Here is a 22171-nt window from a genome sequence, read left to right on the forward strand (position 1 = left end):
GACTGAATTTGAGAAGAAACAAAAGATTATCCAGTATAGTAATATTGATTATTCTTTCTATGAGCATTTCCATTGGATGTTCAAAAAAGGAAAAGGATCTTGAAAGATATCTAAGAGATAATTTCAATGCAGCTATAAAAATGTATGATGCTTTTAATGATACTAATAGATTTTGTTGTAAATATCCAATTTATACACATAAATAGCGCATACATTTGTTGATAATTATCAGTAATTGGTATATTATGGAATCAGGTTTAACAATGTGAGAAAATGTGAGTGCGGAGGGGAGGCATGAGACCAGATAATACAAAAGATAGTACGGATAAAGACAAGGTAGCAATAAGATGGATAAAAGATATCATATCATGGGTTATTGCGGTGGGTGGCTTAGTAGTTGGAATTATTGGATTGGTCAGCAAGTCAGATTTTGAAAAAAAAGTTGTTTATACGGTTATTATTATTGATTCACTTATATTAATAGGATTAGGTATTTATATGGCAATTGCTTATTACGATAAAAGATTGATAATAAAAGAGAAAGACAATAATATTTTAAAATGTAAGCATGAATTAGAAGAATTAGAGATAAATCATTCTGAGCAAACGAGAGCGTATCTTCTCTTAGGCGCTAATTGTAATTATATGGTTAGTACATTACAAAAATTCTTAAATAGGCTTTATGATTTAACACAGCGTTCTTTGGATGGTACAGATTCTATCAAGAAGCAAGAATCTGATATGAGAGATCATGGATACAGCGAAAAATGGCATGACAACCATGATTTATTCGCCTAAAGAAAAATCCGACAGGTATATTTATGGTTTCCTTGCATGTGATGTAATGAATGATAAATATGCGAATGATGAAATTTTGGATGCAGAAATTACGAATTTTTTGGATATTGCCGCATACATCATTTCTATATATTTTGACAATATTGATTTTAATTGGGTATTCTGTAAAATATCTGATAGGTATAGAACCTTTTGGAATATGGTGTATAGCAAATATCTGGTTGCTATTTAAAAAATTGCATGGTAGACTAAAATAATTTAGCGTAGGAGGGGAACCATGGATAATAATAAAGAAATCAAGGTTAATCGGAAGATAGCAAATGGAGATATAAATGATAAGAAAGTAGAAAGAATAATGGAATATTCTCAAAAGTTGAATAATAGAATCAAAAAATATAATATGACTGATTCTGATGCTTGCAGCGATACCTGTGTGAAAGGTTTTGTTTATGACTTTAAGTTTACTGCAAAGCCTTTTCAATATTCAACATCAGCAGATATGATTGGCTGGACGATTGTTTTACTGCCTAAAGCAATATCAATAGATATAAGAGAAAACTTTAAATGGCTCGAAGAGGGCTGGGGGCGAATGAAAGTAAACGTAAAGGTTGGTGCCAGTGAGTGGAGAACTTCCATATGGTTTGATACTAAACATGATACATATTTGCTTCCGCTTAACGCGAAAATCAGGAAAAAAGAAAATATTTGCTTCAGACATATAGGAGGAGTAGCTATGGTCAACATTATCGCGTTAACGATGCCCATCATTATCGGGATAAACGGAATCTAGTCTCTTACTATGATTATCGTCAGCAGCATACCTTACATAAGTGATAACCGTTACAGCGGAAAGAGAAATGCGGCGCGTAACAAAAAAGAGCCGCGTACAATCAGCTTGTGCGCCAGCTCTTCTTATTCTGTACTTAATAGCCGGGAGATCTGCCGGTTCTTCTGTGCTCATATTCCTCGATATCTCTGCTTACAGCTTTACGCATTTTATCCATGACCCTTGAGGACGGCGTACCATATGCTGTACGGCTCAATTCCCGTTCCATCTGTTTTGCCTCTTTTATGAATGCCCTCTGTATTGCCCTTTCCATCTCATCCATAGGAACCACCTCCGCCAGCGTGTTGATTCGTGGGTCTTCCGCCTGTGAAATTCAAAGCGTACTAACAGCATACCCTGTTCACATTATACCTTATCTATGATGCAAAATCAATAAATCTTCACTGGATTACGTCAGAGGGGTACAAGCTTCCGTATATCCCAGTTCTATAAGCGCATCCAATATAACTTCTGCCTGATGCTGAAGAAGCTCTTCTGATATGATAGCATAACCTTCTGCATCGGAACGTTCCAGACATAAGGCCATATCATCAAGATAGGGGAGATAGTAGGAGCTGATTGCGTCCTGGTCCCCTAGCCTGCTTCTCATCGGGTATCCCCAGAGCAGCTGCCGGAACAGCTCGTGGTAGACGGTTCTTATGGTCTGATATGGGGCAGACTGTGCGATAAACTTAAGCGAATAGGATGTAATCAGGTCCGGCCTATTGACAGTCTTAAACAGGTCGATCTGGCCACCGCTGTGGTGTAAATATCTATAAAATCTATTGAAGCGGTGTAAAGCGCGGCCCAGTCTTTCTTGCGGCAAAGTCCCATTCTAAAGGAGATGGCATCTACCTCTGCCTCTATATAGGAGCGGTAATCTTCCAGACTGTCTAATTTATCCTGGGCCACATTTTCTTGTTCCAAAGCCCACTTGCACATGGCCTGCACCGCTTCCGGCATGTACCCGCTGTGCTCGAATTCTTTTCCCAGTCCATAGCCGATTTCGACTTCCTGATTCATATCCGGAATATCCTTGAAATCGGCAGAGCCAATGACTGCCCGGTCGCTTTTGCGGATTAGGATCCAAAAGCTATGCCATAAGTAAAAGGTTTGGCATGTCCTCCACCCATAATCTTAATTGAAAGGGAAGTAATGGGACTAGTTCAAGACGCTCCGTTATCAATATCATTTTCTGCCTCGTTCGTTTTATCCTGGTGGGCTTATCCGGCTGGAATAGGATGTTAGCGCCCCCAATATTTGCTGTTTATTATAGTGTAACACTGTATAATGGTCAAATCTATAATTAAGCAGATCCTTTGTCATCCCGGGTTGCCAGATGTGCTGTCTTTTGCATTGAATTATAAGCATATTGAAAAAGAGTTGCTTGGCGCCCCCGACGCCCTGACAGGTAGCCACAGGTTTATCTGCCGCATGCCGGCTAAGGGAGGTTCCCCCGCCTGGGTACATATAGCGGCGGCCGTCACGGAAGAGGATGAGGGGGTACTGGGGATTATCCGAAGCCGTTAAAGGCTATTCGGTAGCAGGTAGATACGAATATTCCGATCATCACTCTGACAGCCATTGCGTTTGTCGCTGACATAGGGAAGGCACAGAACGAAGGAATGAATGCCCATGTGCCAAAGCCGATAGATATGGATAAATTATTGGCAACGATAGAAGAGTGCATCGGCCGTTAGGCTGTCTGCCCGGAAGCCTATATGGGCTCCGGGCAGAGATTCATCTGTCATGCATACTTCCGGATTCTTAATGTGACACCAAGCGAATCGGCCAGCTTCTGGCAGGCGTCTATCTCGTCCGGAGGAAGGACGTCTACGATAGTGAGCCTGACATCGGGAATGTATTCTTCGCAGCGGGATGCAAATTGGAGCAGCGCGTCAAAAGCGCCATCGAACTGGGGCCGTGTCACTTTGTCGTACGCTTCCGCTGTGGGGGCGTTCAGGCTGATGGATACCGCGTCTACGGCTTCAGAAAGCAGTGGGATGATATCTTTCTGGTGATACAGGTTGGCGAGGCCGTTCGTGTTGACCCGGATACGCACCCCATATTTCTGCCGGGCGTATTTTGCCGACGCGATGAGGTTGTCTAGCGCACATGTCGGTTCCCCATAGCCGCAGTAGACAAGTTCATCAAAGCCGGTAAAGTCAAACGCATCCATGGCCCCGGTAATCTCTTCCAGGGCGGGGTCCGTCTTATGCCAGAGCGTCTCTGCGTCGCCCACAGTGTCTTCGTGGCTCCGTATGCAGAACGTGCAGCGGCAGTCGCATTTGTTCGTGATATTGGCGTATACCTGATGTTTGTAAGTGTATAATATATCAGCCATCTTACCATCTCCTTCTTCTATGATCATAGTCGTCCGGTTACTGGAACAGCAGCTGGTTGGTGCGTTTCTTAATGTGTATCTTGTCAAGTGCCGCGGCAGCCGCGAGGAAGATGACGGCGCTTCCTCCTGACTGTATGGCGCTGCCGGTGAGCGATGCTATCGGCGAGAGGAAGGAACCGAATAAGATCCCCTCAGCCAGATAGTAGCCGGTGGCAGATATGAGCGCCGCGATAAACGGGGCAGCCACATTCCTCGGACTGAGCATATGCCCCTTATGGCTCGTAAAAGGAAGAACGATCAGCATTTTTATAAGGATTGTGGCCGGTGCCCACATAGGAGCGGTGAGCATATCCGCAAGCCCCCCGCCGATTGCCGCCGCGGCCAGAGCATAAGGTCTTGGCAGCAGGACGGCAGCAACGTATATCAGCGCGTCTCCGAAATGTATATAGCCTCCGTTCGTTCCGTAGGGTATGTGGAAAATGTAGGCCGTCATGATTGCAACCATGGCTGCGAAAAGCCCGGTGACGGTAAGAAGCGGAACCTGTTTCCCGTGTTGTTCATATTGTTTCATATTCCATCAGTCCTTTCTATGTCTGATGATAATGATAGCATCAAAGTGGATGGATTAAAAAGTCCAGATATGACATATTTGAACAGTCCAGTTTATTTGAAAGAAAAAAGTAGAAATAATCCTTTACTTATTGTAGAAGATGTGTTAAGGTAAAGAAGTAATCAATGAGATTTGAACCGTACCTATGTTTGTAAGTCGTTTCAGGATGATTTACAAGATAAGGTACTTTTTTTATTATCTCAGATACAAATATTATTAAATGGAGGTACTGACAATGAACAGCGGTACAGTTAAGTGGTTTAACTCACAAAAAGGATTTGGATTTATTACAGATGACCAGGGCGGAGATGTATTCGTACATTTTTCAGCAATCGTTTCTAACGGATTTAAGACTCTGGAAGAAGGACAGAAAGTGACTTTCGACACAGAGACAGATCCGAAAGACAGCAGCAAGCTGAAAGCAGTTAACGTCTGCACAGCTTAGTCTATAATTTAAGTCCAGTATAAGAATTATTAAGAAATATGTTTCAGAGCAGAAGAGTTATACTTTCATTTGAATATTTGTATTTTTGATAATTAAAGGATTATGGCCTGCACTTCTACGGAAGTGCAGGCTGTTTTTATTCCGATATGGCTAAGTTCAGGACTGCCTGAAGAGCATAGGCAGGTATTTTTCATAATTGACCCCGTCATTTCTGGGTATCTGCTCTTTCACTGAATCTGCAAGGGCCAGTTCCAGAAATTCTCCTGCCATATTCATAATAGATGGTATGGAGTCCCCTCTTGCTATGCCGGCCGCGAGACATGAGGCGAACAGGTCCCCTGTTCCCGAATAGCTGCCTCCGATGTATGGAAATGAGGCAAGGTGGCAGTCCTTCTCCGAGATATAAAGATTCCCCATCATTTCAATACCGCTTTCATCATGATGACGGATACCGGTAACTATAATTTCCCCGGGCCCTTCTTTGCACAGCTCTTTCCCCGTCCGGCCGACAGCATCTATCAGACGGCTGCAGTCTTCTATATGTGCCAGCGTATGATAGTCTATATCTGCAAGCAGGCACAGCTCGGTGAGGTTGGGGGTGATGATATCAGCTTTAAGCGTCAGCCTGCGCATCTGCCTGCGGAGCTCTTCTGTAAACATGGCATATGTATTGCCGTTGTCTCCCATAACGGGGTCCACTATGAGGAAGGTCCCTTCTTTGTAGAAAGTATCTATAAAATCAAAGATATGCCGTATCTGCCGCTCGCTTGCGACAAAGCCGGTATATATGCCGTCAAAATGGGCGTCCATCTTCTTCCACTCCAGTCGGAAGTGTTCCATCTTATCGGTATAGTCATCGCAGTAGTAGCTCGGATATCCTGTCTGAGCGCTTAAGACGGCGGTAGGCAGCGGGCAGGGCTGTACGCCCATGGCAGCAGTAACGGAGATGGCCGCGGTAAGGGAACAGCGGCCGAATCCGGATAAGTCATTGATTATCGCAATTTTCTTAGTCATATAATTATCCTTCTTATTGAATTCTTCTGACGGCGTGCCGCAGCGTCTGCGGTACGTCATGAAGTTATTTTACCACTAACCGGCGATATTTGAAAAGGTCTGTATGTTATTTCTATTGTATAAAACGGAAGGAAATCCAATATAAAGGAAGAGTGTTGCAATTTGATAATTTTTAGACTATTATGGAAATATAAGGAAATCGGCAGTTTATTCATGGCTTAAGGGGACATTATTCTTGATGTTCCCTTTTTTGAAAAGCAGGGAAAGAAGTGAAGCTGGAACTGGGAAAATTATTCATTCATGATGTTCGGTTTGCAGAACGGACCTATGCAGAGAACGGCACCCTCTACATATGCAGACAGGAAATTATCGACCTGGTACTTGAGGACGACCGGCTCGTGTCGGCTGAGGTGGAACTTGCAAGGCCGGGGGAGTCTGTCCGTATCGCACCGGTCAAAGATGTCATCGAGCCTCGTGTGAAAGTGGACGGAGGCGGCCTCTTCCCTGGTATCATAAGCAAGGTGAAGCAGGTGGGTGAAGGCAGGACACATGCGCTCGTGGGCGCGGCAGTCGTTACGTCGGGAAGGATAGTCGGCTTTCAGGAAGGGATCATAGACATGTCCGGCGAGGCGGCTCGGTATACGCCGTTTTCAAAGACGAACAATGTCTGTGTCATATTCCATGCCAAAGACGGGATAGACCCGCATGAACATGAGACCGCAGGGCGCCTTGCGGGTCTCAAGGTGGCAGCTTATATTGGAGAAGCGGCAAGAGACATTACTCCGGAGGAAGTCGTCGTATATGAGACAAAGCCGTTTCTGGAGCAGGTCGCCCAATATCCGGACCTTCCCCGGGTAGGCTATATCCATATGCTCCAGTCACAGGGGCTTCTGCATGATACATATTATTATGGAGTGGATGCCAAAAAGTTCATACCGACATTCATGTATCCGACAGAAATCATGGACGGGGCAATCGTAAGTGGCAACTGCGTGGCGCCATGCGACAAGGTAATGACATTCCACCATCTGAACAATCCGGTGTTCGAGGACTTGTATAAGAGGCATGGCAGGGATCTTAACTTTGGTCTCATCCTTACGAATGAGAATGTCTTTCTGGCGGACAAGGAACGTTGTTCCGATATGGTTGGCAAGCTGGTTGGATTCCTTGGCCTTGACGTTAAATCACAGTCTCTGGCGGACGCGGTGCCGGAGGCGGACACGGTCGTATCATGTGGCCAGGGGAATGTCATCATCCATTTCCAGCCGATGGACAAAGTGATAGGTACGCTGGAGTTCGTTGAGACGATGATTGGCGGTTACGAAGGCAGCCTGAGCTTCGGGAAGGCGCTGTGGGACCGGGCCTTGCGCTTGCAGAAGCTTTTGGAGAGGAATACGAGATAGCTGCTACCGTCATATGTGGAGACAACTACTTTGGTGAACATATGGAAGAGGCAAAAGAGAGGATCCTTGAGATGATCCGGCCGTACAGCCCTGAGCTCTTCATCGCCGGTCCTGCATTTAATGCAGGAAGGTATGGGGTCGCCTGCGGCACGATTGCCGGTGCGGTCGAAGAACAATTTCATATACCGGTGCTGACCGGCATGTATGAAGAGAATCCGGGCGCCGATATGTTCCGCAAGGATCTCATCATCATAAAGACGAAAAATTCAGCCGCCGGAATGCGCAAGGCAGTCAAGAAGATGGCGGCTGTGGGAGAGAAGCTGGCCAAGGGCTCTGAGATCCTGGGGCCGGAGGAAGAAGGATATCTGGAGAGAGGAATACGGGTGAACTATTTCCATGAGCAGAGAGGTTCTGAGCGGGCGGTAGACCTGCTTGTCAGGAAGATGCGGGGAGAGGAATGCAAGACAGAATATCCGATGCCGGTCTTTGACCGTGTGCCGCCGCTGCCTCCGGTCGAGGACGTGAGTAAGATCAAGATTGCAATCGTTACATCAGGCGGAATCGTCCCCCATGGTAATTCGGACCATATTGAATCCTCCAGTGCCACGAAGTATGGCATCTACAGCATCAAGGGTATGGACCATATGGATAAGGATGACTTCATGACAATCCATGGAGGATATGACAGGGCGTTTGTCACGGAAGATCCGGATCTGGTCGTCCCGCCTGACGTACTGCGGGAGATGGAAAGGGAAGGCGTTATCGGAGACCTGGCAGATTATTTCATCACGACTACAGGAACAGGGACATCGACGGGGAATGCGAGGGGATTCGGCAGGGATTTTGTCAAGAAGATGCTGGATGGCCATATCGGAGCTGTCTTTCTGACTTCTACGTGAGCTACCTGTACGCGTTGCGGCGCAACGATTGTAAAAGAGATCGAACGTGCGGGCATCCCTGTCGTGCATATCGCCACTGTCGTTCCAATCTCACTGACAATCGGGGCGAACTGGATCGTGCCCGCGGTCGGTATCTCATATCCGCTCGGAGACCCGAACCTTGGGGAAGACAAGAGCAGGAGAAGCAGAAGGGAGCTTGTCGAGAGGGCATTGAAAGCTCTGATGACACCGGTGGAGGAGCAGACAGTATTTGAGAGATAGAATCGAATAACTAAAAAAGTGTGGCAGGCGTATTGACAAAACAGGCTGGATGCGTTAATATTATATACGTTGCTAATGAGCAATGTATATAATATGTGGGCGTAGCTCAGCTGGATAGAGCGTTTGGCTACGGACCAAAAGGTCGGGGGTTCGAATCCTCTCGCCCACGCTGGAAAGCCTTTGTATGACAGAAGTCTGCAAAGGCTTTTTTCTGCGTGAAAACTTTATACGGGTGCGAATTGGCTATTGTACAGGCGGGCATAGAACCCGCCTTTTTTCAATAGTTCTTCGTGGCTGCCCTGTTCGATAATATGCCCTTTATCCATCACAAGGATCATATCCGCGCTTTTTATGGTGGACAGGCGGTGTGCGACGACGAAGCTCGTGCGGCCTCTCATCATTTTTTCAAAGGCTCTCTGGATACGGACCTCCGTCATGGTATCGATAGATGAAGTCGCCTCGTCCAATATGAGCATCGGCGGCAGGCAGAGCATGACCCTGGCGATGCAGAGCAGCTGCTTCTGCCCCTGGGAAAGGTTGCTCCCGCCTTCTGCGATGACCGTATCATAGGCGTCTGGCATCCGCATGATAAAGCTGTGGGCGTGGGCCTCTCTGGCGGCCCGGACAATCTCTTCTTCTGTGGCGTCCGGCTTACCGTATGAGATATTGTCCCGGATGGAAGCCGCTTTCAGCCAGGTCTCCTGCAGCACCATGCCATAAGCTGCCCGCAGGGAATGGGTGGTGATATCCCGGATGTCTGTTCCGTCTATCTTGATGGCGCCGGAGCCGGTTTCATAAAAGCGCATCAGCAGGTTGATGAGCGTCGTCTTGCCGCACCCTGTCGGTCCTACGATGGCAATCCGCTGTCCGGGTCTGGCGTCCAGGTTCAGATGTTCTATCAGTGGTACGTCACGTACGTAAGAAAAGCTGACATCCTGCATGGTAACATGCCCCTCTGGATCAGTGAGCTGTACCGCGTCGTCCTTATCTTCCGGGATGGAAGGCCGGTCGATCAGCTCAAACACCCGGGCCGCAGATGCGAGCGAGTTCTGGAATTCAGTAATGACGCCTGTGATATCGTTGAAAGGCTTCGTATACTGGTTCGTGTAGCTCAGAAAGCTGGAGAGCTGGCCGACTGACAGCATGCCGCCGATGACCGCGAAGCATCCTGCAATCGCTACCCCGGCATATATGGCGGAATACATGAACCGGGTGGCAGGGTTGGTGATGGAGGAAAAGAACGTTGCGCGCAGCGAATATCCTGACAGCCTATCGTTGATTTCTTTGAATCTCTCCTGTGCTTCTGCCTGATGGTCGAATGCCTGCACGACCTTGATACCGCCGAGCATCTCATTTGTGAAGCCGGTCAGTTCGCCTCTCGCTTCCGACTGCATCTTGAACATGGTAAAGGTGCGCCTGGATATAAAGTTTGCAATCAGGAAAGACAGCGGGCTTAAGACGACCACTACGAGCGTGATGTATGGATTGATGCTCAGCATAAAAAGTATCGTGCCAAGTATAGTTATGACGCTGGTAAACAACTGCGTAAATCCGAGCAGCAGGCCGTCGGAAAACTGGTCGATATCCGTGATGACGCGGCTGATCAGGTCTCCGGAGGAATGACTGTCCACGTAGGAGAGGGGCAGTACCTGCAGATGGCTGAAAGCACGGATGCGCAGGTCCTTAACAACCCGGTAGGTTATCTTGTTATTGATATGGTTCATGAACCACTGGCAGACAGCCGTCACTGTGATGCATAGGAGTATCGTGGTGATGATGGATACAAGGCCGCTGAAGTCTACATTCTCTTTTCCTACTATCTTGTCCACTCCATGGCCGGTCAGGATGGGAATATAGAGTGTCAGCACCACGGTGATGACCGACAGCAGCAGCGACAGGACGACGAGCATGCGGTGCGGCTTTATGCAAGCGAGGATACGCCGCATCACTTCGCGGCCGCTTTTCTTATTCTCCTGTATGTCCTTATGCGTCTGCATGATGTTCCACCTCCTGTCCGGATACCTGGGATTCATATATTTCCTTATATACTGGGCAGGAAGCAAGCAGTACGTCGTGCGTGCCGATGCCTTCGATGTGCCCGTCATCGAGTACGATGATCTGGTCTGCGTTTTTGATGGCAGATACGCGTTGGGATACGAGGAAGACGGTCATCTGTTTCGTGTCCTGCCGGATTGCTTTCCGAAGCTTCGCGTCTGTGGCAAAGTCAAGTGCAGAGGCGCTGTCATCCAGGATGAGGATGCCAGGCCTGCGCACTAGCGCACGGGCGATGGTAAGCCGCTGCTTCTGTCCGCCGGACAGATTGCCGCCGTCCTGCTCTATCATGAGTTCCAGACCTTCCCGCCTGGAGTCCACGAAGTCACTTGCCTGTGCCGTGCCGAGCGCCTGGTAGATGTCCTCGTCCGTGGCATCTGGTTTGCCCCATCGTATATTTTCCCGGAGTGTTCCTTTGAAAAGCTGGGCTTTTTGCGGTACAAGGCCGATGTGGCTCCGGATGGAAGCGGGGGCTAATGTCTTTACATCCTGCCCGTTGATGAGCACTTCCCCTTCTGATACATCGTAAAAACGTGGGATGAGGCTGACGAGGCTCGTCTTGCCGGAGCCGGTACCGCCGATGATGCCTATCGTCTGCCCGGGCATGGCCTTAAAGCTAAGGCAGCTAAGCGTCTCTTTGCCGGTATCCGTGTAGCGGAAGGAGACATTTTTGAATTGGACCGCAGGCGTGCCTTCCTTTCCTCTTCTCTTTAACGGAAGGCCTTCCCCATCGATGGAAGGGCGCATATCGAAGACCTGGTTTACCCGGTTCAGGCTCGCCATAGATTTTGACAGAAGGATGATAAGGTTAGCGAGCTTGATAAGTTCTGCCAGTATCTGCGACATATAATTGATCAGGGCAATCACCTGTCCCTGGGTGAGGCCGCCGATATAGACCTGCCTGCCGCCCGACCAGAGGATAGTGATGATTCCCAGATTAATGATGACATATGTGAGCGGATTCAGCAGGGCGGATATCTTCCCTACATGAATCTGCCTTTCAAAAAGATCGGTGCTTTCCTGCCGGAAGTGTTTCATCTCGCTGTCCTGATGGTTGAAAGCCCTCACGACCCTGATGCCGAGAAGATTCTCCCGGGTGCTCAGCAGCACCTTGTCAACCTGCTTCTGTACCCTGCGGTACAGCGGCATGCTGACGAGCAGTATCGCAAAGACGACCACAAGCAGAAGCGGTATTGCTGCAGCAAAGGGAAGCGCGGCCCTGACGTTCACGGTAAAGGCCATGATCATGGCGCCGAACACGACGAAAGGGGAGCGCAGGAACAGGCGCAGGAACATATTTATCCCATTCTGTACCTGGTTGATATCATTGGTCATGCGGTTGATCAACGTAGAAGTACCGACGGTATCGATTTCCTTATATGACAACGTATTAATGTGGGCGAACAGGTCATTGCGCATAGCCATGCCCGCCGACACCGCTGACTTGGCAGCAAAATACTGCGCAGTGACAGAAAAGCCAAAACCGACAATGCCAAGCAGGATGAGGATACCGCCCATCTGCCAGAGAGAGCCGGACCGCTGCTGCCCGATTCCCACATCAACCATCCTGGCCACGACAAGAGGAACAAAAAGCTCGAAGCTGGCCTCCAGCATCTTAAAAAGCGGCGCAAGCACCGTCACCACAGGATGCTTCTTCAGATATTTCAGTAATCGTCTCATAATGATAGTCTCTCCTTTACAAACATAAGTATAAGCGGTGATGGTGGAAAAAGCAATTTGGGACGTAACATTTTTCAAAAGGATCACGTCCCCAATTGAACTTTGTGGTGTACCCAACTATAAAAAATATCATTGTTTTTGATATTTTTTAATCATATAATGTAGTTGATACATGGTTTTATACGATGGATTTTCCGAAGGAGGGTAAGATGTACGAATCGAGATGTGGCATTTGCTGTAATGACTGCGAGCGTAAGGAGGAAGTGAACTGTACCGGATGTACGAATATGGAGATGCCTTTCTGGGGCGGCGACTGTGGAGTGAAGGTATGCTGTGAGGGAAAAGGGCTGAATCACTGCGGCGAGTGTGAGGATTTCCCGTGTAAAATGGAGGCAGAGATGGGGAAGGACATGGGGTTTGACCCTGCACCGAGGCTTGAGAGCTGCAGGAGATGGATCAAGGAATCTTAATTGTGTTATACATATTGACAAGGAGTTGCCAAGGTGCTATATTCTATTCAAGCAATTGAAAGGGAGTAGCTGAACGCCTGAATCAGGTGGGTTTGAAATCGTCAGCCGATACCGGAAGGTATCCGTATCAAATGAGATAGCGAGACTTTTATTGTGGCAGATGTCAAGGATGTCAATGTCATGATAGAGGTCTTTTTTAGTACACACGATTTTAGAGCCTGTCGTGGGCACTGTATCCGTATAGAAGGAGGTGAAAGTTATGGGATGTCTTGGAAATGTGTTATGGTTCGTATTTGGCGGCGTATTCAGCGGTCTGAGCTGGTGCCTCGCAGGTCTGCTCTGGTGTATCACTATCGTAGGTATACCGGTAGGAATGCAGTGCTTCAAGTTCGCGTCGCTGAGTTTCTTTCCATTTGGGAAAGAAGTCAGATACGGCGGTGGGGCAGGTTCTCTCCTGCTGAATATTATCTGGCTTATCGTATCAGGGGTACCCCTGGCACTGGAGCATGCGGCATTTGGCGTACTGCTCTGTATCACTGTCATCGGCATACCGTTCGGTCTGCAGCACTTTAAGCTGGCACAGCTGGCACTTATGCCGTTTGGCGCGGAAGTATTGTAACGACTGATATTTGGAATCAAGGAAGTAAGAAGCTGTCTTTGCAGACAGAGGTCTGCAGGGGCCAGAAGGAGAAATGCATGGAATTTATTATTGAGAATCTGACAAAAAGCTTTGGGACAAAGGAGGTGCTGAAGGATATAACATTTACGTTTGAAAGCGGCAAGATATATGGGCTTCTGGGAAGGAACGGGGCCGGAAAGACGACACTGTTCAACTGCGTCAACAAGGACATCAAGTCAGAGAGCGGAAGCTTTTACCTGGACGACGGGAAGAAAGAGGAGATAAAGCCGGAAGATATCGGCTATGTCCTGTCTACTCCTACCGTACCTGCGTTCCTTACAGGCCGTGAGTTTATCAAGTTTTTTATAGAAATCAATGAAAAGTCGATTACGGGCTTAAGGCCAATAGACGAATACTTTGAGATGATGAACATTGAAATAGGAGACAGGGACCGGCTGCTGAAAGACTATTCCCACGGCATGAAGAATAAGATGCAGATGCTGGTGAATATTATTGCAAGACCACCGGTCCTGCTGCTGGATGAGCCGCTGACTTCCCTAGACGTGGTAGTCGCGGAGGAGATGAAAGAGCTGCTCCGCGGGCTCAAGTCCGACCGCATCATCATCTTCTCCACACATATCATGGAACTTGCGCTGGATCTGTGTGACGAGATCGTCATATTGAACCACGGAGAACTTGAGGTGGTGGACAAGTACGATCTGGACAACACGGAATTCAAAGACAAGATTATCCGGGCACTTAAGGAGGAAGATGATGATTAAGGCATTTGGCATATCGTATGATTTGAAAAATACATACCGGGTGAACGGGATAATATACTCTATCCAGCAGATACCTGTGATAAAAAGACTTTTTACGGATGACCTGTATGCCAGCAGGGGACTGAAGATATTTGCAAATATCTTGGCGGCTCTCTGGGAGGTTATCTCTACATTTCTTGGAAAGTATTTATATCTTCTGCTGCTCGTGGCACTGCCTGCAGGCTTCTATAAAGGGGGCGATGCCAAGGGCACGGCCATGCATATCCTGCTGTTTCTGACGGTCATAGGCACGTTTATGAATACATATATGTTCAATCCTACGAATGACAAGTATTATGCAATGATTCTTATGCGCATGGATGCCAGGGAATACACACTCTCTAACTACCTGTATTCATCGCTGAAGGTGGCAGCCGGTTTTTTGCCGTTTACGATTTATTATGGCAGGGGGTGGGAGATGAATATCGGCCTGTGCATCTTGATTCCTTTCTTTGTCACGGGCGCGAAGATGACTGCCGCATGGCTGTTTTTGCTCCGCTATGAGAAGAAGGGCGTGTGTATGAATGAGAACCTTCCGCCCAAATTTGCCTGGCCTCTGACCGGAATCCTGCTCGTGGCAGCCTACGGGCTTCCTTATGCCAGGATTGTGGTACCGGTAAGGGCATTCGCAGTCATCGCTGTTGTGACAGTAGTGTCCGGCCTGTACAGCCTTGTTAAGATTATAGGATTTGGAAAATATCGGGAGATGTACCAGCTTATCCTGGCAGATAAGAGAAACTCGGTAGAAATGAACGACATCGTTAAGAAGGCGACGGAAGAGCAGAGCCGGAAGATGATCAGCCAGGATACGGCGTTTACAAGCAGGAAGAAAGGGTTTGAATACTTTAACGAGCTGTTCATCCGCAGACATAGAAGGGCGCTCTGGCGTCCGGCCCGGCGGACCGCATGCATAGCGGCGGCTTTCATCACCGTGCTTCTGGCCGCGATGCACATCAATGCAGAGGTAAAGGAGGCGGTGAACAGGCTGCTGCTCATCTTTCTGCCTTATTTCGTATTTATCATGTACGCAATCAACCGGGGAACGTCCTTTACCCAGGTATTATTTATGAACTGTGACCACAGCATGCTCACATTTGCCTTTTATAAAAAGCCGGAATTTATCCTCAGACTGTTCCGCATCAGGCTCAGGGAAATCATCAAAGTCAACCTGCTTCCGGCGGCCGTCATCGGAGCGGGCCTGGCGTTGATGCTCTATGTTTCCGGCGGTACGGATAACCCGCTGAACTATGTCGTCCTGTTCGTATCCATACTGGTGCTGAGCATATTCTTTTCCGTACACTATCTGACCTGCTATTATCTGCTCCAGCCGTACAACGTCAATACGGAGCTGAAAAGCGCCACATACAGGATCATAATGTCCGGCACGTACATCGTATGCTTCCTGTTCATGAAGCTGCGCATGGATACGTTTGTCTTCGGTATAGCGGTTACGGCGTTCTGCGTACTTTACAGCTTTATCGCTTCGCTGCTCGTATACCGTTTCGCGTCCAGGACGTTCCGGCTGAGAAATTAATTACATTTTTATGTCACAGCAAGGAGGAAACGGAGTCTAATATAACAGGAGGTAAGATTATATGGACGATAAATTACAAAAAGAAATGGAACGGCTGGTCGGCCGGGCTGTGGCAGGCGACAAAAGCGCAGTGGAAAAGATACTCACAGAGATACAGGACCTCGTGTTCAACTTCTCCCTGCGGATGCTTGGAACGATACCAGACGCAGAGGATGCCACCCAGGAAATACTGATCAAAGTGATGACACACCTGTCATCCTTCCGGGCAGAGAGCAGGTTCACTACGTGGGTATTCCGGATCGCATCAAATTATCTGAAGGACTATAAGAAAAACATGTTTTCAAAATATCCGCTCAGCTTCGAGATCTATGGCGAAGACATCGAAGGAGGTGCAGAGAAAGACATCCCGGACCTGGCCCAGGGGGTAGAGCAGGCAATCCTCGAAGAGGAGCTGAAGATGTCCTGTACGAACGTGATGCTCCAGTGCCTGGACAAAGAGAGCAGATGCATCTTTATACTTGGTACGATGTTCAAAGTAGACAGCAGGATTGCAGGAGACATTCTTGGAATCTCTCCGGAGGCGTACCGCAAGCGCCTGTCCCGTATAAGGGCCAGGATGGCAGAATTCATGGGGACATACTGTGGGCTGGAAGGCGGCATGTGCAGCTGCCGCAGGAGGATAAATTACGCTGTTGCAAGCCAGAGGCTTCAGCCGGACAATCTGGAATACACCGCCATGGAACCGGGTAACGACGAGCTGATGCATGGATTTAAAAATGCGATGGAACGTGTGGACGACCTGTCCTTTGTCTTTTCAGACATGCCTTTCTACCACGGAGGCAGAGAGGTGAAGGCATGGCTGCAGGGATTCTTCGACTCGGAAGAATACCGTACGATAACAGAGGCATAAGGAGGGACATATATGGATCTGCAGATGATAATGGAATATTTGAAGGGATTGAAAGAGAATAATAACCGGGAGTGGTATCAGGAACATAAGACAGAGTACGAAGCGGCGGCATCAGAATTTCTGAAGCTGGTTGAGACGCTGATGATTGGACTTGGGAAAATGGAGCCGGGCATACTGCTGCATGAGCCGAAAAAGCTGACATACAAGCTTGTCAGAGACACCCGCTTCAGCAAGGACAAGTCTCCGTACAATCCGGCGTTCCGTGTACATCTGTCTGAGGGCGGAAAACAGCCGGTCCCGGTCGGGTATTATCTGATGATCACACCGGGTGCCTCCTTCCTGGGAGGCGGCCTGTTCGCGGACATATTCAAAGAAGAGACGGCGATGATGCGAGACTATATCGCAACGCACGGCGACGAGTGGGAAGGCATAGTGGAAGGCGGCACATTCAAAGATCTTTTTGAGGCGAAAGGGTCCTCCCTTAAAAATGTGCCGGCAGGTTATGACAGGGAGCACCCTCAGGCCGCCTATCTGAAATATAAAAGCTGGTATGTAGAATATCCGCTGGCGGACGGACTGCTGGCAGACGCCGGCAGATTTGTCGATAACATACTGGAAATCTGCAAGGTGATCAAACCATTTAATGACTTTATAAACAGGGCCCTGGCAGATTCCAAGTTTATGAATCAGCCGTAACAGCCAGGAAGATATGAAGTTTTACGTGCTTTTTACAAAACCTTTCCATTATCAGGGTATCGGTTCTGCTGCTTGTACGTTACACTTAACGAGTGATAAATAATCCGGGAAAGAAGAGGGTATCATATGACAAAGATATATGTGCCCGTTAACCTTGCCCGGGGCACGATAATAAGACGATAGAGGATGAAAGACATACATGAAAGAAGAGAAAAAAAGAATATCATTCAAAGAGATAAGAGATAATGAAGAGCTGCAGCTGCTGATTGAAAATGGAAATTCAGTTCTGAAGGCGCTGGGCTTTACCGAGCATTCCAGGAGGCACGCCGCTAAGGTGGCACAATGCGCCGGAAAGATACTGAAGGAGCTGGGGTATAAGAAACACGAGATAGAGCTGGCCAAGGCCGCCGGGTATATGCATGACATAGGCAACAGCGTCAACCGGCATGACCATGCCCATACTGGTGCGGTACTTGCATACGGAATACTAAAGGATATGGGGATGCCGCTGAACGATGTGCTCACCGTGACCACCGCAATAGGGAATCATGACGAGGCGACGGGAACTGCTGTAGATGTAGTCTCCGCAGCGCTCATCCTTGCCGATAAGACAGACGTCCGCCGCAACAGGGTGCAGAACCAGGTAATCGCGAACTTTGATATCCATGACCGGGTAAATTATGCGGCGCTGTCATCAGTGCTCGATGTGGACAAAGAGAAAAAGAATATCCGCATGACGCTTGAGCTGGACGACTCTATGTGCTCGGTGATGGATTACTTCGAGATATTTATGGAACGGATGATCATGTGCCGCAGGGCGGCAGAAGTGTTCGGCTGCCAGTTCAAGCTGACGGCAAATGGCAATAAGCTGTGCTGAGGCGTGCTTCTTCGTAATGTTTTATTGTAATCCGTTTGTCACCCATGGATGAATCATTTACAATGATTACAGAAAAGAGGTGTGACATGAAGAATCAGTTTGGAAAATCACTCCGCTCCCAGATGGAAAAAGCCGGGATTAAGGAAAGCGAACTGGCAGACGCTCTCAGCTATGACGCCACATATATCAGCAAATGGATTAACGGAAGCAAACTGCCGTCAGAGCGGAATGCGGAACGGATCATCGGCCAGATGGCGGATTGCTTCGCAGCCCATACGAATGTGCCGGAGGCGGAAAGAGCGGCACAGAGGCAGCAAGGCCTGGCAGAGCTGAAGATGGCCTACGCCAGCGACAGGAGCTATCTTATCTTTCAGAATTATAATAACAATGATATGTCCTTTGTGGACAGCCGGCAGACATTAGTCCGGCTGACAAGGGCAGCCTTCATGCAGGCGTTGGATTTATATGACGGGCGCATCGGCATTATGGCCACATTTGACCTTTTCCGCCTGTACGGCAAGGAATTCAGGGGCCTGATGAAGGAGCTGCACGATACCGGGGTGAAAAAGGTTGAGCTGAGCCTGGCGCTGGAGCCGGAAGGACTGACGACAGAGTATAATTATTATGCAGCCGTCATTATAGGCACGATAGGAAGTTTTGATTATATCGAGATGTCCATTGTGTGCAGGAGGCCGGAGCAGCCGTCGATTCTGGTTATCAATGACCTGCTCTGCCTGCAGGTCCTGTGGAGCGTTGGCGGGGAGCTATCCGCTGTATTCTCTATGGAGCATAAGATCATAAGCCGGTTTGCCTCGGTCTGCCAGCAGGTTATGGAGGTGGGGGATAAATTACTGGATCCGGCCGAGCCGGAAAGCCTCAGGCGGACGAACGTACAGCTCGACTCCTATTCAGACCGGCGCCAGTGGCAGTTCTTTAATGAACCTCCCGCCATGCTTTTCCCGGGGGAAATCATGGATATACTTATTGAGCATGCTGAAGACGAAAGCTACGCGCGCTATCTCGTAAAGCTGAATAATGTATTTGCGAAGCGCACCTGCAAAGCACGGATAGATCTCGTGCTGTATTCTTCCATGCTGAATGAATATCTTGCTAACGGCAATATAAGCGTCGGCAATGTAAGCCATCATCTGACCCCGGAGCAGACACGCCTCCACCTCACACATCTGAGCCAGGTGATGTCGGAATACCCGGATGTCAGGCTTTATGTAATCAGAGACACGGTCGTTCTGAGCGAAGAGCCGAGAAGAGCGCCGTCCATCTTTTTAGATACATATTCCCTGAATATTGAAAATTCTAAAAAGAAGCCAAACGATAATTACCACATATCTTTGGCCCCGAGGATGCGGGGCGCTTTTGAGCAGTTTTTTGAAAAAATGCTCCGGATGCCGTTCTGTAACAGGCTGACGGCAGAAGATGTGCTCCGCTATCTGTAAAGCGGGAATTCCAACGGACTTGAATTTTTTGAATTCAAGTCCGTTTTTCTATTTGTCAATTTATTCACATCTGTTCAAGTGTAAACAGGCTGAGAGGATTTTATAATGTAGACATAGCAGCAATGCAACACGATATCTCATTAGAAAAGGGGGAACAGATATGGAAGAAAACAAGGCGAAGATTGGACAGGTGATTGCCATAGGCGGAGCGTTCATGGGATTTGTCATCGGCTCCAGCTTTGCGTCAGGGCAGGAATGCATGCAGTATTTTACCGGCTTCGAAGTAGCGGGGAGTGTCGGCGCCGGAGCAATCGCACTCATTCTATATGCATGGTTCGTAAGCACGATCGTGGAAGACGGCAGGTATCTCAAACTAAATAATTCGGGTAAGATGTTTAATTTCTACCTCGGCAAATATCTTGGATTTGTACTGGAATGGTTCACGCCGATCATGCTGTTTTTCGTATATTCCATGATGATTTCGGGCGCAGGCTCAACATTTGAAGAATATTACGGAGTAAATGGCAATATCGGCCGTGCAATCATGATTATCGCTTCGCTTGGAACCGTCCTGCTCGGTCTTGAGAAGCTGGTCAAGATCGTAGGTTACATTGCGCCGGTTCTTCTCGTTGTCACGATGTTTATCGGAATATTATCTATTGTAAATAATCCGGAAGGCATCGCGCAGGCAGACCAGAACCTGAAGACCGTACAGGTGAACACCAATTTTAACAACTGGGCGTTGTCTGGACTTATGTACGGGGCTTATACGGTCACCGGAGACTTTGATGAAGAAGATGTTCTGATCAAAAAAATGTAAAGGAGGATTATTATGAAAAAAGTATTGGTAACCGGAGGGACACAGGGAGTCGGGCTTGAGACGGTAAAACGATTGCTGGAACAGGGCAGGCTGGAAGAGATTGAACAGGCCGATTTTCTGACCGAACATGAGTGGTACGGCGTGATATTCAACGCTGCCCTTGGCTCAGGCACTGTCAAAGACTATGCTGAGCAGGGCGACCCGCTGAGGGCAGCGAATGATGTGGCGATGATGACCGTGAATGCCCTGGGCCCTCTGTGGATCTACAAAAAGATACAGCCCGTAATAGAGGCCAAGACGGAAAAGACAAAGCTCATATTCATCTCCTCCGTAGGGGGCGGTATTGCATGCTTCCCCAAATTTACCCTGAGCGATGGTATGAGCAAATGTGCGGTGGCATATCTGGCAAGACAGCTGGCGGCCGAAAACACCCACACTCCGATTGACGTATTCTGCATCAGCCCGGGAGCCATCGAGACGCCGATGTTCTACAGCAGTACGTTAAAAGGCATGACACCGGAAGAACGGGCGGCCTTCGATGCGGCGCAGGCCAAGAAACGTCTGATCCAGCCTTCTGAAATTGCCTTCTGGCTCGGGGAACTTCTGCGGGATGAATCGACCCTGATGCATGGAGCCAATATTGACGCTACGATGGGGCTGTACGGTCGCGCTTGAGACGCTGGCGATGCTGCTTGCAGAGCCCGGGGATGTATTCCTGATTCCGGCCCCTTACTATTCCAGCTTTGTGGATGACATCAATGAGCGGGCGGGCGTAATCCCTGTCGGCGTGCCATGTGATGAAACGCTGGACAGGGATGCCTTTGAAGAAGCTTATGCAAAAACGGTGAAGGAAGGGAAACGAGTGAGGGCCGTGCTGTTCTCATCACCCAACAACCCGATCGGCGCAGTATATAAAGAAGAGGCAGTACGCGGCCTGCTTGATTTTGCCATGGATCATGATCTGGACGTGATATCAGATGAGATTTATGCGCAGACGGTGTTTGATCCGGAAGCGGAGTTTGCCAGCACGATGAAGCTGGTTCCGGCCTCATACCGCCACAGGGTGCATGTGACGAGCAGTTTTGCCAAAGATTTTGTCTTGTCCGGCTTTAGAACTGGCTTGTGCATATCATTCAATCCTTGTATCATACAGGGCTTTGCGTCCATCATATACTATGCGTCAGTCTCTTCACATACCCAGTCGCTGCTGACGGCGCTGCTGAAATCACCGGAACTTCCGGGAATCATGGAGCTTTCAAGACAACGCCTTGCCGCTGCATATCACATCATTGCCGGGGGCCTCGCGGCAATCGGCGTACCCACCATGAAGGCACAGGCAGGCATCTTTGTGATGGCAGACTTTTCTGCTTATATGGAAAAGCAGGAATTTGAAGCGGAACATGTACTGTGGGAGAAGATCTATCATGAACTCATGATCAATGTATCGCCGGGGCAGCTGTTCGGGTGTGATAGACCCGGATGGTTCCGTGCGTGCTATGCCTTTGACCAGGATACGGTTGAAGAGGCGTGCAGGAGATTGGCAACATTGAAAAAGTAACGGTCAGAAGCAGGCCGGCCCACTGGCCGGCCTGTAATCTTTTTGCCATATCTGAGTGCTGTCCTATCATCTGATAATTT

Annotated in this window: 27 protein-coding genes and 1 tRNA gene; 20 read left to right on the forward strand and 8 right to left on the reverse strand. The window is 48.5% G+C overall.

What is annotated here, in order from left to right:
• Positions 1 to 8 precede the first annotated feature (8 nt).
• The 4 genes from E1963_RS04045 (at position 9) to E1963_RS04055 (ending at position 1588) form a co-directional block, all read left to right on the forward strand.
• The gene (locus tag E1963_RS04045) at positions 9 to 206 is read left to right on the forward strand and encodes a hypothetical protein (protein ID WP_132275567.1); all 198 of its coding nucleotides are present in this window, start codon (positions 9 to 11) and stop codon (positions 204 to 206) included.
• 88 nt (positions 207 to 294) lie between these two features.
• The gene (locus tag E1963_RS04050) at positions 295 to 798 is read left to right on the forward strand and encodes a hypothetical protein (protein WP_132275570.1); all 504 of its coding nucleotides are present in this window, start codon (positions 295 to 297) and stop codon (positions 796 to 798) included.
• Positions 752 to 1030: a hypothetical protein gene (locus E1963_RS19400; RefSeq protein WP_145964158.1), complete on the forward strand. Its 279-nt coding sequence runs from the start codon at positions 752 to 754 to the stop codon at positions 1028 to 1030. Before E1963_RS04050 ends, E1963_RS19400 begins: the two co-directional genes overlap by 47 nt.
• 45 nt (positions 1031 to 1075) lie before the next feature.
• The gene (locus E1963_RS04055) at positions 1076 to 1588 is read left to right on the forward strand and encodes a DUF1905 domain-containing protein (RefSeq protein ID WP_201271988.1); all 513 of its coding nucleotides are present in this window, start codon (positions 1076 to 1078) and stop codon (positions 1586 to 1588) included.
• Between the two features lie 133 nt (positions 1589 to 1721).
• Here the strand turns inward: E1963_RS04055 and E1963_RS04060 are convergent, their stop codons facing one another.
• The 3 genes from E1963_RS04060 to E1963_RS20410 form a co-directional block, all read right to left on the reverse strand.
• A complete protein-coding gene (locus tag E1963_RS04060) occupies positions 1722 to 1907 on the reverse strand; it encodes a hypothetical protein (RefSeq protein WP_132275572.1) in 186 nt (61 codons plus the stop codon).
• 126 nt (positions 1908 to 2033) lie between these two features.
• On the reverse strand, positions 2034 to 2234 hold the full coding sequence (locus tag E1963_RS04065) for a hypothetical protein (protein WP_132275575.1): 201 nt from the start codon (positions 2232 to 2234) through the stop codon (positions 2034 to 2036).
• Positions 2235 to 2335: 101 nt separating this feature from the next.
• Complete coding sequence (locus E1963_RS20410; RefSeq protein ID WP_330570705.1) at positions 2336 to 2710, reverse strand: GNAT family N-acetyltransferase; 375 nt, start codon at positions 2708 to 2710, stop codon at positions 2336 to 2338.
• Between the two features lie 270 nt (positions 2711 to 2980).
• On the opposite strand from E1963_RS20410, the gene E1963_RS19575 reads away from it, so the two are divergent.
• Positions 2981 to 3154 (forward strand): hypothetical protein, encoded by a 174-nt coding sequence (locus tag E1963_RS19575; RefSeq protein WP_167482107.1) that lies wholly within the window; start codon positions 2981 to 2983, stop codon positions 3152 to 3154.
• Between the two features lie 217 nt (positions 3155 to 3371).
• Here E1963_RS19575 and E1963_RS04085 read toward each other — a convergent pair whose 3' ends face one another.
• Both E1963_RS04085 and E1963_RS04090 read right to left on the reverse strand, forming a co-directional pair.
• Positions 3372 to 3968, reverse strand: a complete 597-nt coding sequence (locus tag E1963_RS04085) for a TIGR04100 family radical SAM protein (protein ID WP_132275581.1) — start codon at positions 3966 to 3968, stop codon at positions 3372 to 3374.
• Positions 3969 to 4005: 37 nt separating this feature from the next.
• Positions 4006 to 4539: a TIGR04002 family protein gene (locus tag E1963_RS04090; protein WP_132275584.1), complete on the reverse strand. Its 534-nt coding sequence runs from the start codon at positions 4537 to 4539 to the stop codon at positions 4006 to 4008.
• A gap of 274 nt (positions 4540 to 4813) precedes the next feature.
• Here E1963_RS04090 and E1963_RS04095 point away from each other — a divergent pair, with 274 nt between their 5' ends.
• Positions 4814 to 5023 (forward strand): cold-shock protein, encoded by a 210-nt coding sequence (locus E1963_RS04095; protein WP_049730072.1) that lies wholly within the window; start codon positions 4814 to 4816, stop codon positions 5021 to 5023.
• Between the two features lie 156 nt (positions 5024 to 5179).
• Here E1963_RS04095 and E1963_RS04100 read toward each other — a convergent pair whose 3' ends face one another.
• Positions 5180 to 6037 (reverse strand): pyridoxamine kinase, encoded by an 858-nt coding sequence (locus E1963_RS04100; RefSeq protein ID WP_132275587.1) that lies wholly within the window; start codon positions 6035 to 6037, stop codon positions 5180 to 5182.
• 269 nt (positions 6038 to 6306) lie between these two features.
• Here E1963_RS04100 and E1963_RS04105 point away from each other — a divergent pair, with 269 nt between their 5' ends.
• The 3 genes from E1963_RS04105 (at position 6307) to E1963_RS04115 (ending at position 8769) form a co-directional block, all read left to right on the forward strand.
• Entirely contained in the window at positions 6307 to 7440 is a 1134-nt protein-coding gene (locus E1963_RS04105) for a glycine/sarcosine/betaine reductase component B subunit (RefSeq protein WP_132275590.1), read from the forward strand.
• On the forward strand, positions 7389 to 8600 hold the full coding sequence (locus tag E1963_RS04110; protein ID WP_132275593.1) for a glycine/betaine/sarcosine/D-proline family reductase selenoprotein B: 1212 nt from the start codon (positions 7389 to 7391) through the stop codon (positions 8598 to 8600). The genes E1963_RS04105 and E1963_RS04110 overlap by 52 nt, the downstream gene beginning before the upstream one ends.
• 95 nt (positions 8601 to 8695) lie before the next feature.
• Positions 8696 to 8769 (forward strand) — tRNA-Arg (locus tag E1963_RS04115).
• A gap of 55 nt (positions 8770 to 8824) precedes the next feature.
• Here the strand turns inward: E1963_RS04115 and E1963_RS04120 are convergent.
• A complete protein-coding gene (locus E1963_RS04120) occupies positions 8825 to 10597 on the reverse strand; it encodes an ABC transporter ATP-binding protein (RefSeq protein WP_132275596.1) in 1773 nt (590 codons plus the stop codon).
• A complete protein-coding gene (locus E1963_RS04125) occupies positions 10584 to 12332 on the reverse strand; it encodes an ABC transporter ATP-binding protein (protein WP_132275599.1) in 1749 nt (582 codons plus the stop codon). The genes E1963_RS04120 and E1963_RS04125 overlap by 14 nt, the downstream gene beginning before the upstream one ends.
• A gap of 209 nt (positions 12333 to 12541) precedes the next feature.
• Between E1963_RS04125 and E1963_RS04130 the strand changes: the two genes are divergently transcribed.
• The 11 genes from E1963_RS04130 to E1963_RS04180 all read left to right on the forward strand — a co-directional run bounded on the left by E1963_RS04130 (position 12542) and on the right by E1963_RS04180 (position 22091).
• Positions 12542 to 12802: a DUF3795 domain-containing protein gene (locus tag E1963_RS04130; RefSeq protein WP_132275602.1), complete on the forward strand. Its 261-nt coding sequence runs from the start codon at positions 12542 to 12544 to the stop codon at positions 12800 to 12802.
• 259 nt (positions 12803 to 13061) lie between these two features.
• Positions 13062 to 13421, forward strand: a complete 360-nt coding sequence (locus E1963_RS04135) for a YccF domain-containing protein (RefSeq protein WP_132275605.1) — start codon at positions 13062 to 13064, stop codon at positions 13419 to 13421.
• A 77-nt stretch (positions 13422 to 13498) separates the two neighbouring features.
• Entirely contained in the window at positions 13499 to 14203 is a 705-nt protein-coding gene (locus E1963_RS04140; protein ID WP_132275608.1) for an ABC transporter ATP-binding protein, read from the forward strand.
• The gene (locus E1963_RS04145; protein WP_132275611.1) at positions 14196 to 15776 is read left to right on the forward strand and encodes a hypothetical protein; all 1581 of its coding nucleotides are present in this window, start codon (positions 14196 to 14198) and stop codon (positions 15774 to 15776) included. Before E1963_RS04140 ends, E1963_RS04145 begins: the two co-directional genes overlap by 8 nt.
• Before the next feature lie 61 nt (positions 15777 to 15837).
• A complete protein-coding gene (locus tag E1963_RS04150) occupies positions 15838 to 16686 on the forward strand; it encodes an RNA polymerase sigma factor (protein ID WP_132275614.1) in 849 nt (282 codons plus the stop codon).
• 12 nt (positions 16687 to 16698) lie between these two features.
• Complete coding sequence (locus E1963_RS04155) at positions 16699 to 17382, forward strand: DUF2461 domain-containing protein (RefSeq protein WP_132275618.1); 684 nt, start codon at positions 16699 to 16701, stop codon at positions 17380 to 17382.
• A 199-nt stretch (positions 17383 to 17581) separates the two neighbouring features.
• Positions 17582 to 18259, forward strand: coding sequence for an HD domain-containing protein (locus E1963_RS04160; protein WP_132275621.1), 678 nt, complete (start codon positions 17582 to 17584; stop codon positions 18257 to 18259).
• Positions 18260 to 18345: 86 nt separating this feature from the next.
• On the forward strand, positions 18346 to 19713 hold the full coding sequence (locus E1963_RS04165; RefSeq protein WP_167482108.1) for a helix-turn-helix domain-containing protein: 1368 nt from the start codon (positions 18346 to 18348) through the stop codon (positions 19711 to 19713).
• 160 nt (positions 19714 to 19873) lie between these two features.
• Positions 19874 to 20533, forward strand: coding sequence for a hypothetical protein (locus tag E1963_RS04170; protein WP_132275627.1), 660 nt, complete (start codon positions 19874 to 19876; stop codon positions 20531 to 20533).
• A gap of 12 nt (positions 20534 to 20545) precedes the next feature.
• Positions 20546 to 21208 (forward strand): SDR family oxidoreductase, encoded by a 663-nt coding sequence (locus E1963_RS04175; RefSeq protein ID WP_132275630.1) that lies wholly within the window; start codon positions 20546 to 20548, stop codon positions 21206 to 21208.
• Positions 21174 to 22091 (forward strand): aminotransferase class I/II-fold pyridoxal phosphate-dependent enzyme, encoded by a 918-nt coding sequence (locus E1963_RS04180; RefSeq protein WP_243117557.1) that lies wholly within the window; start codon positions 21174 to 21176, stop codon positions 22089 to 22091. Before E1963_RS04175 ends, E1963_RS04180 begins: the two co-directional genes overlap by 35 nt.
• Positions 22092 to 22171: the final 80 nt, after the last annotated feature.

The organism is Extibacter muris, assembly GCF_004345005.1.
GTDB classification, from domain to species: domain Bacteria; phylum Bacillota; class Clostridia; order Lachnospirales; family Lachnospiraceae; genus Extibacter; species Extibacter muris.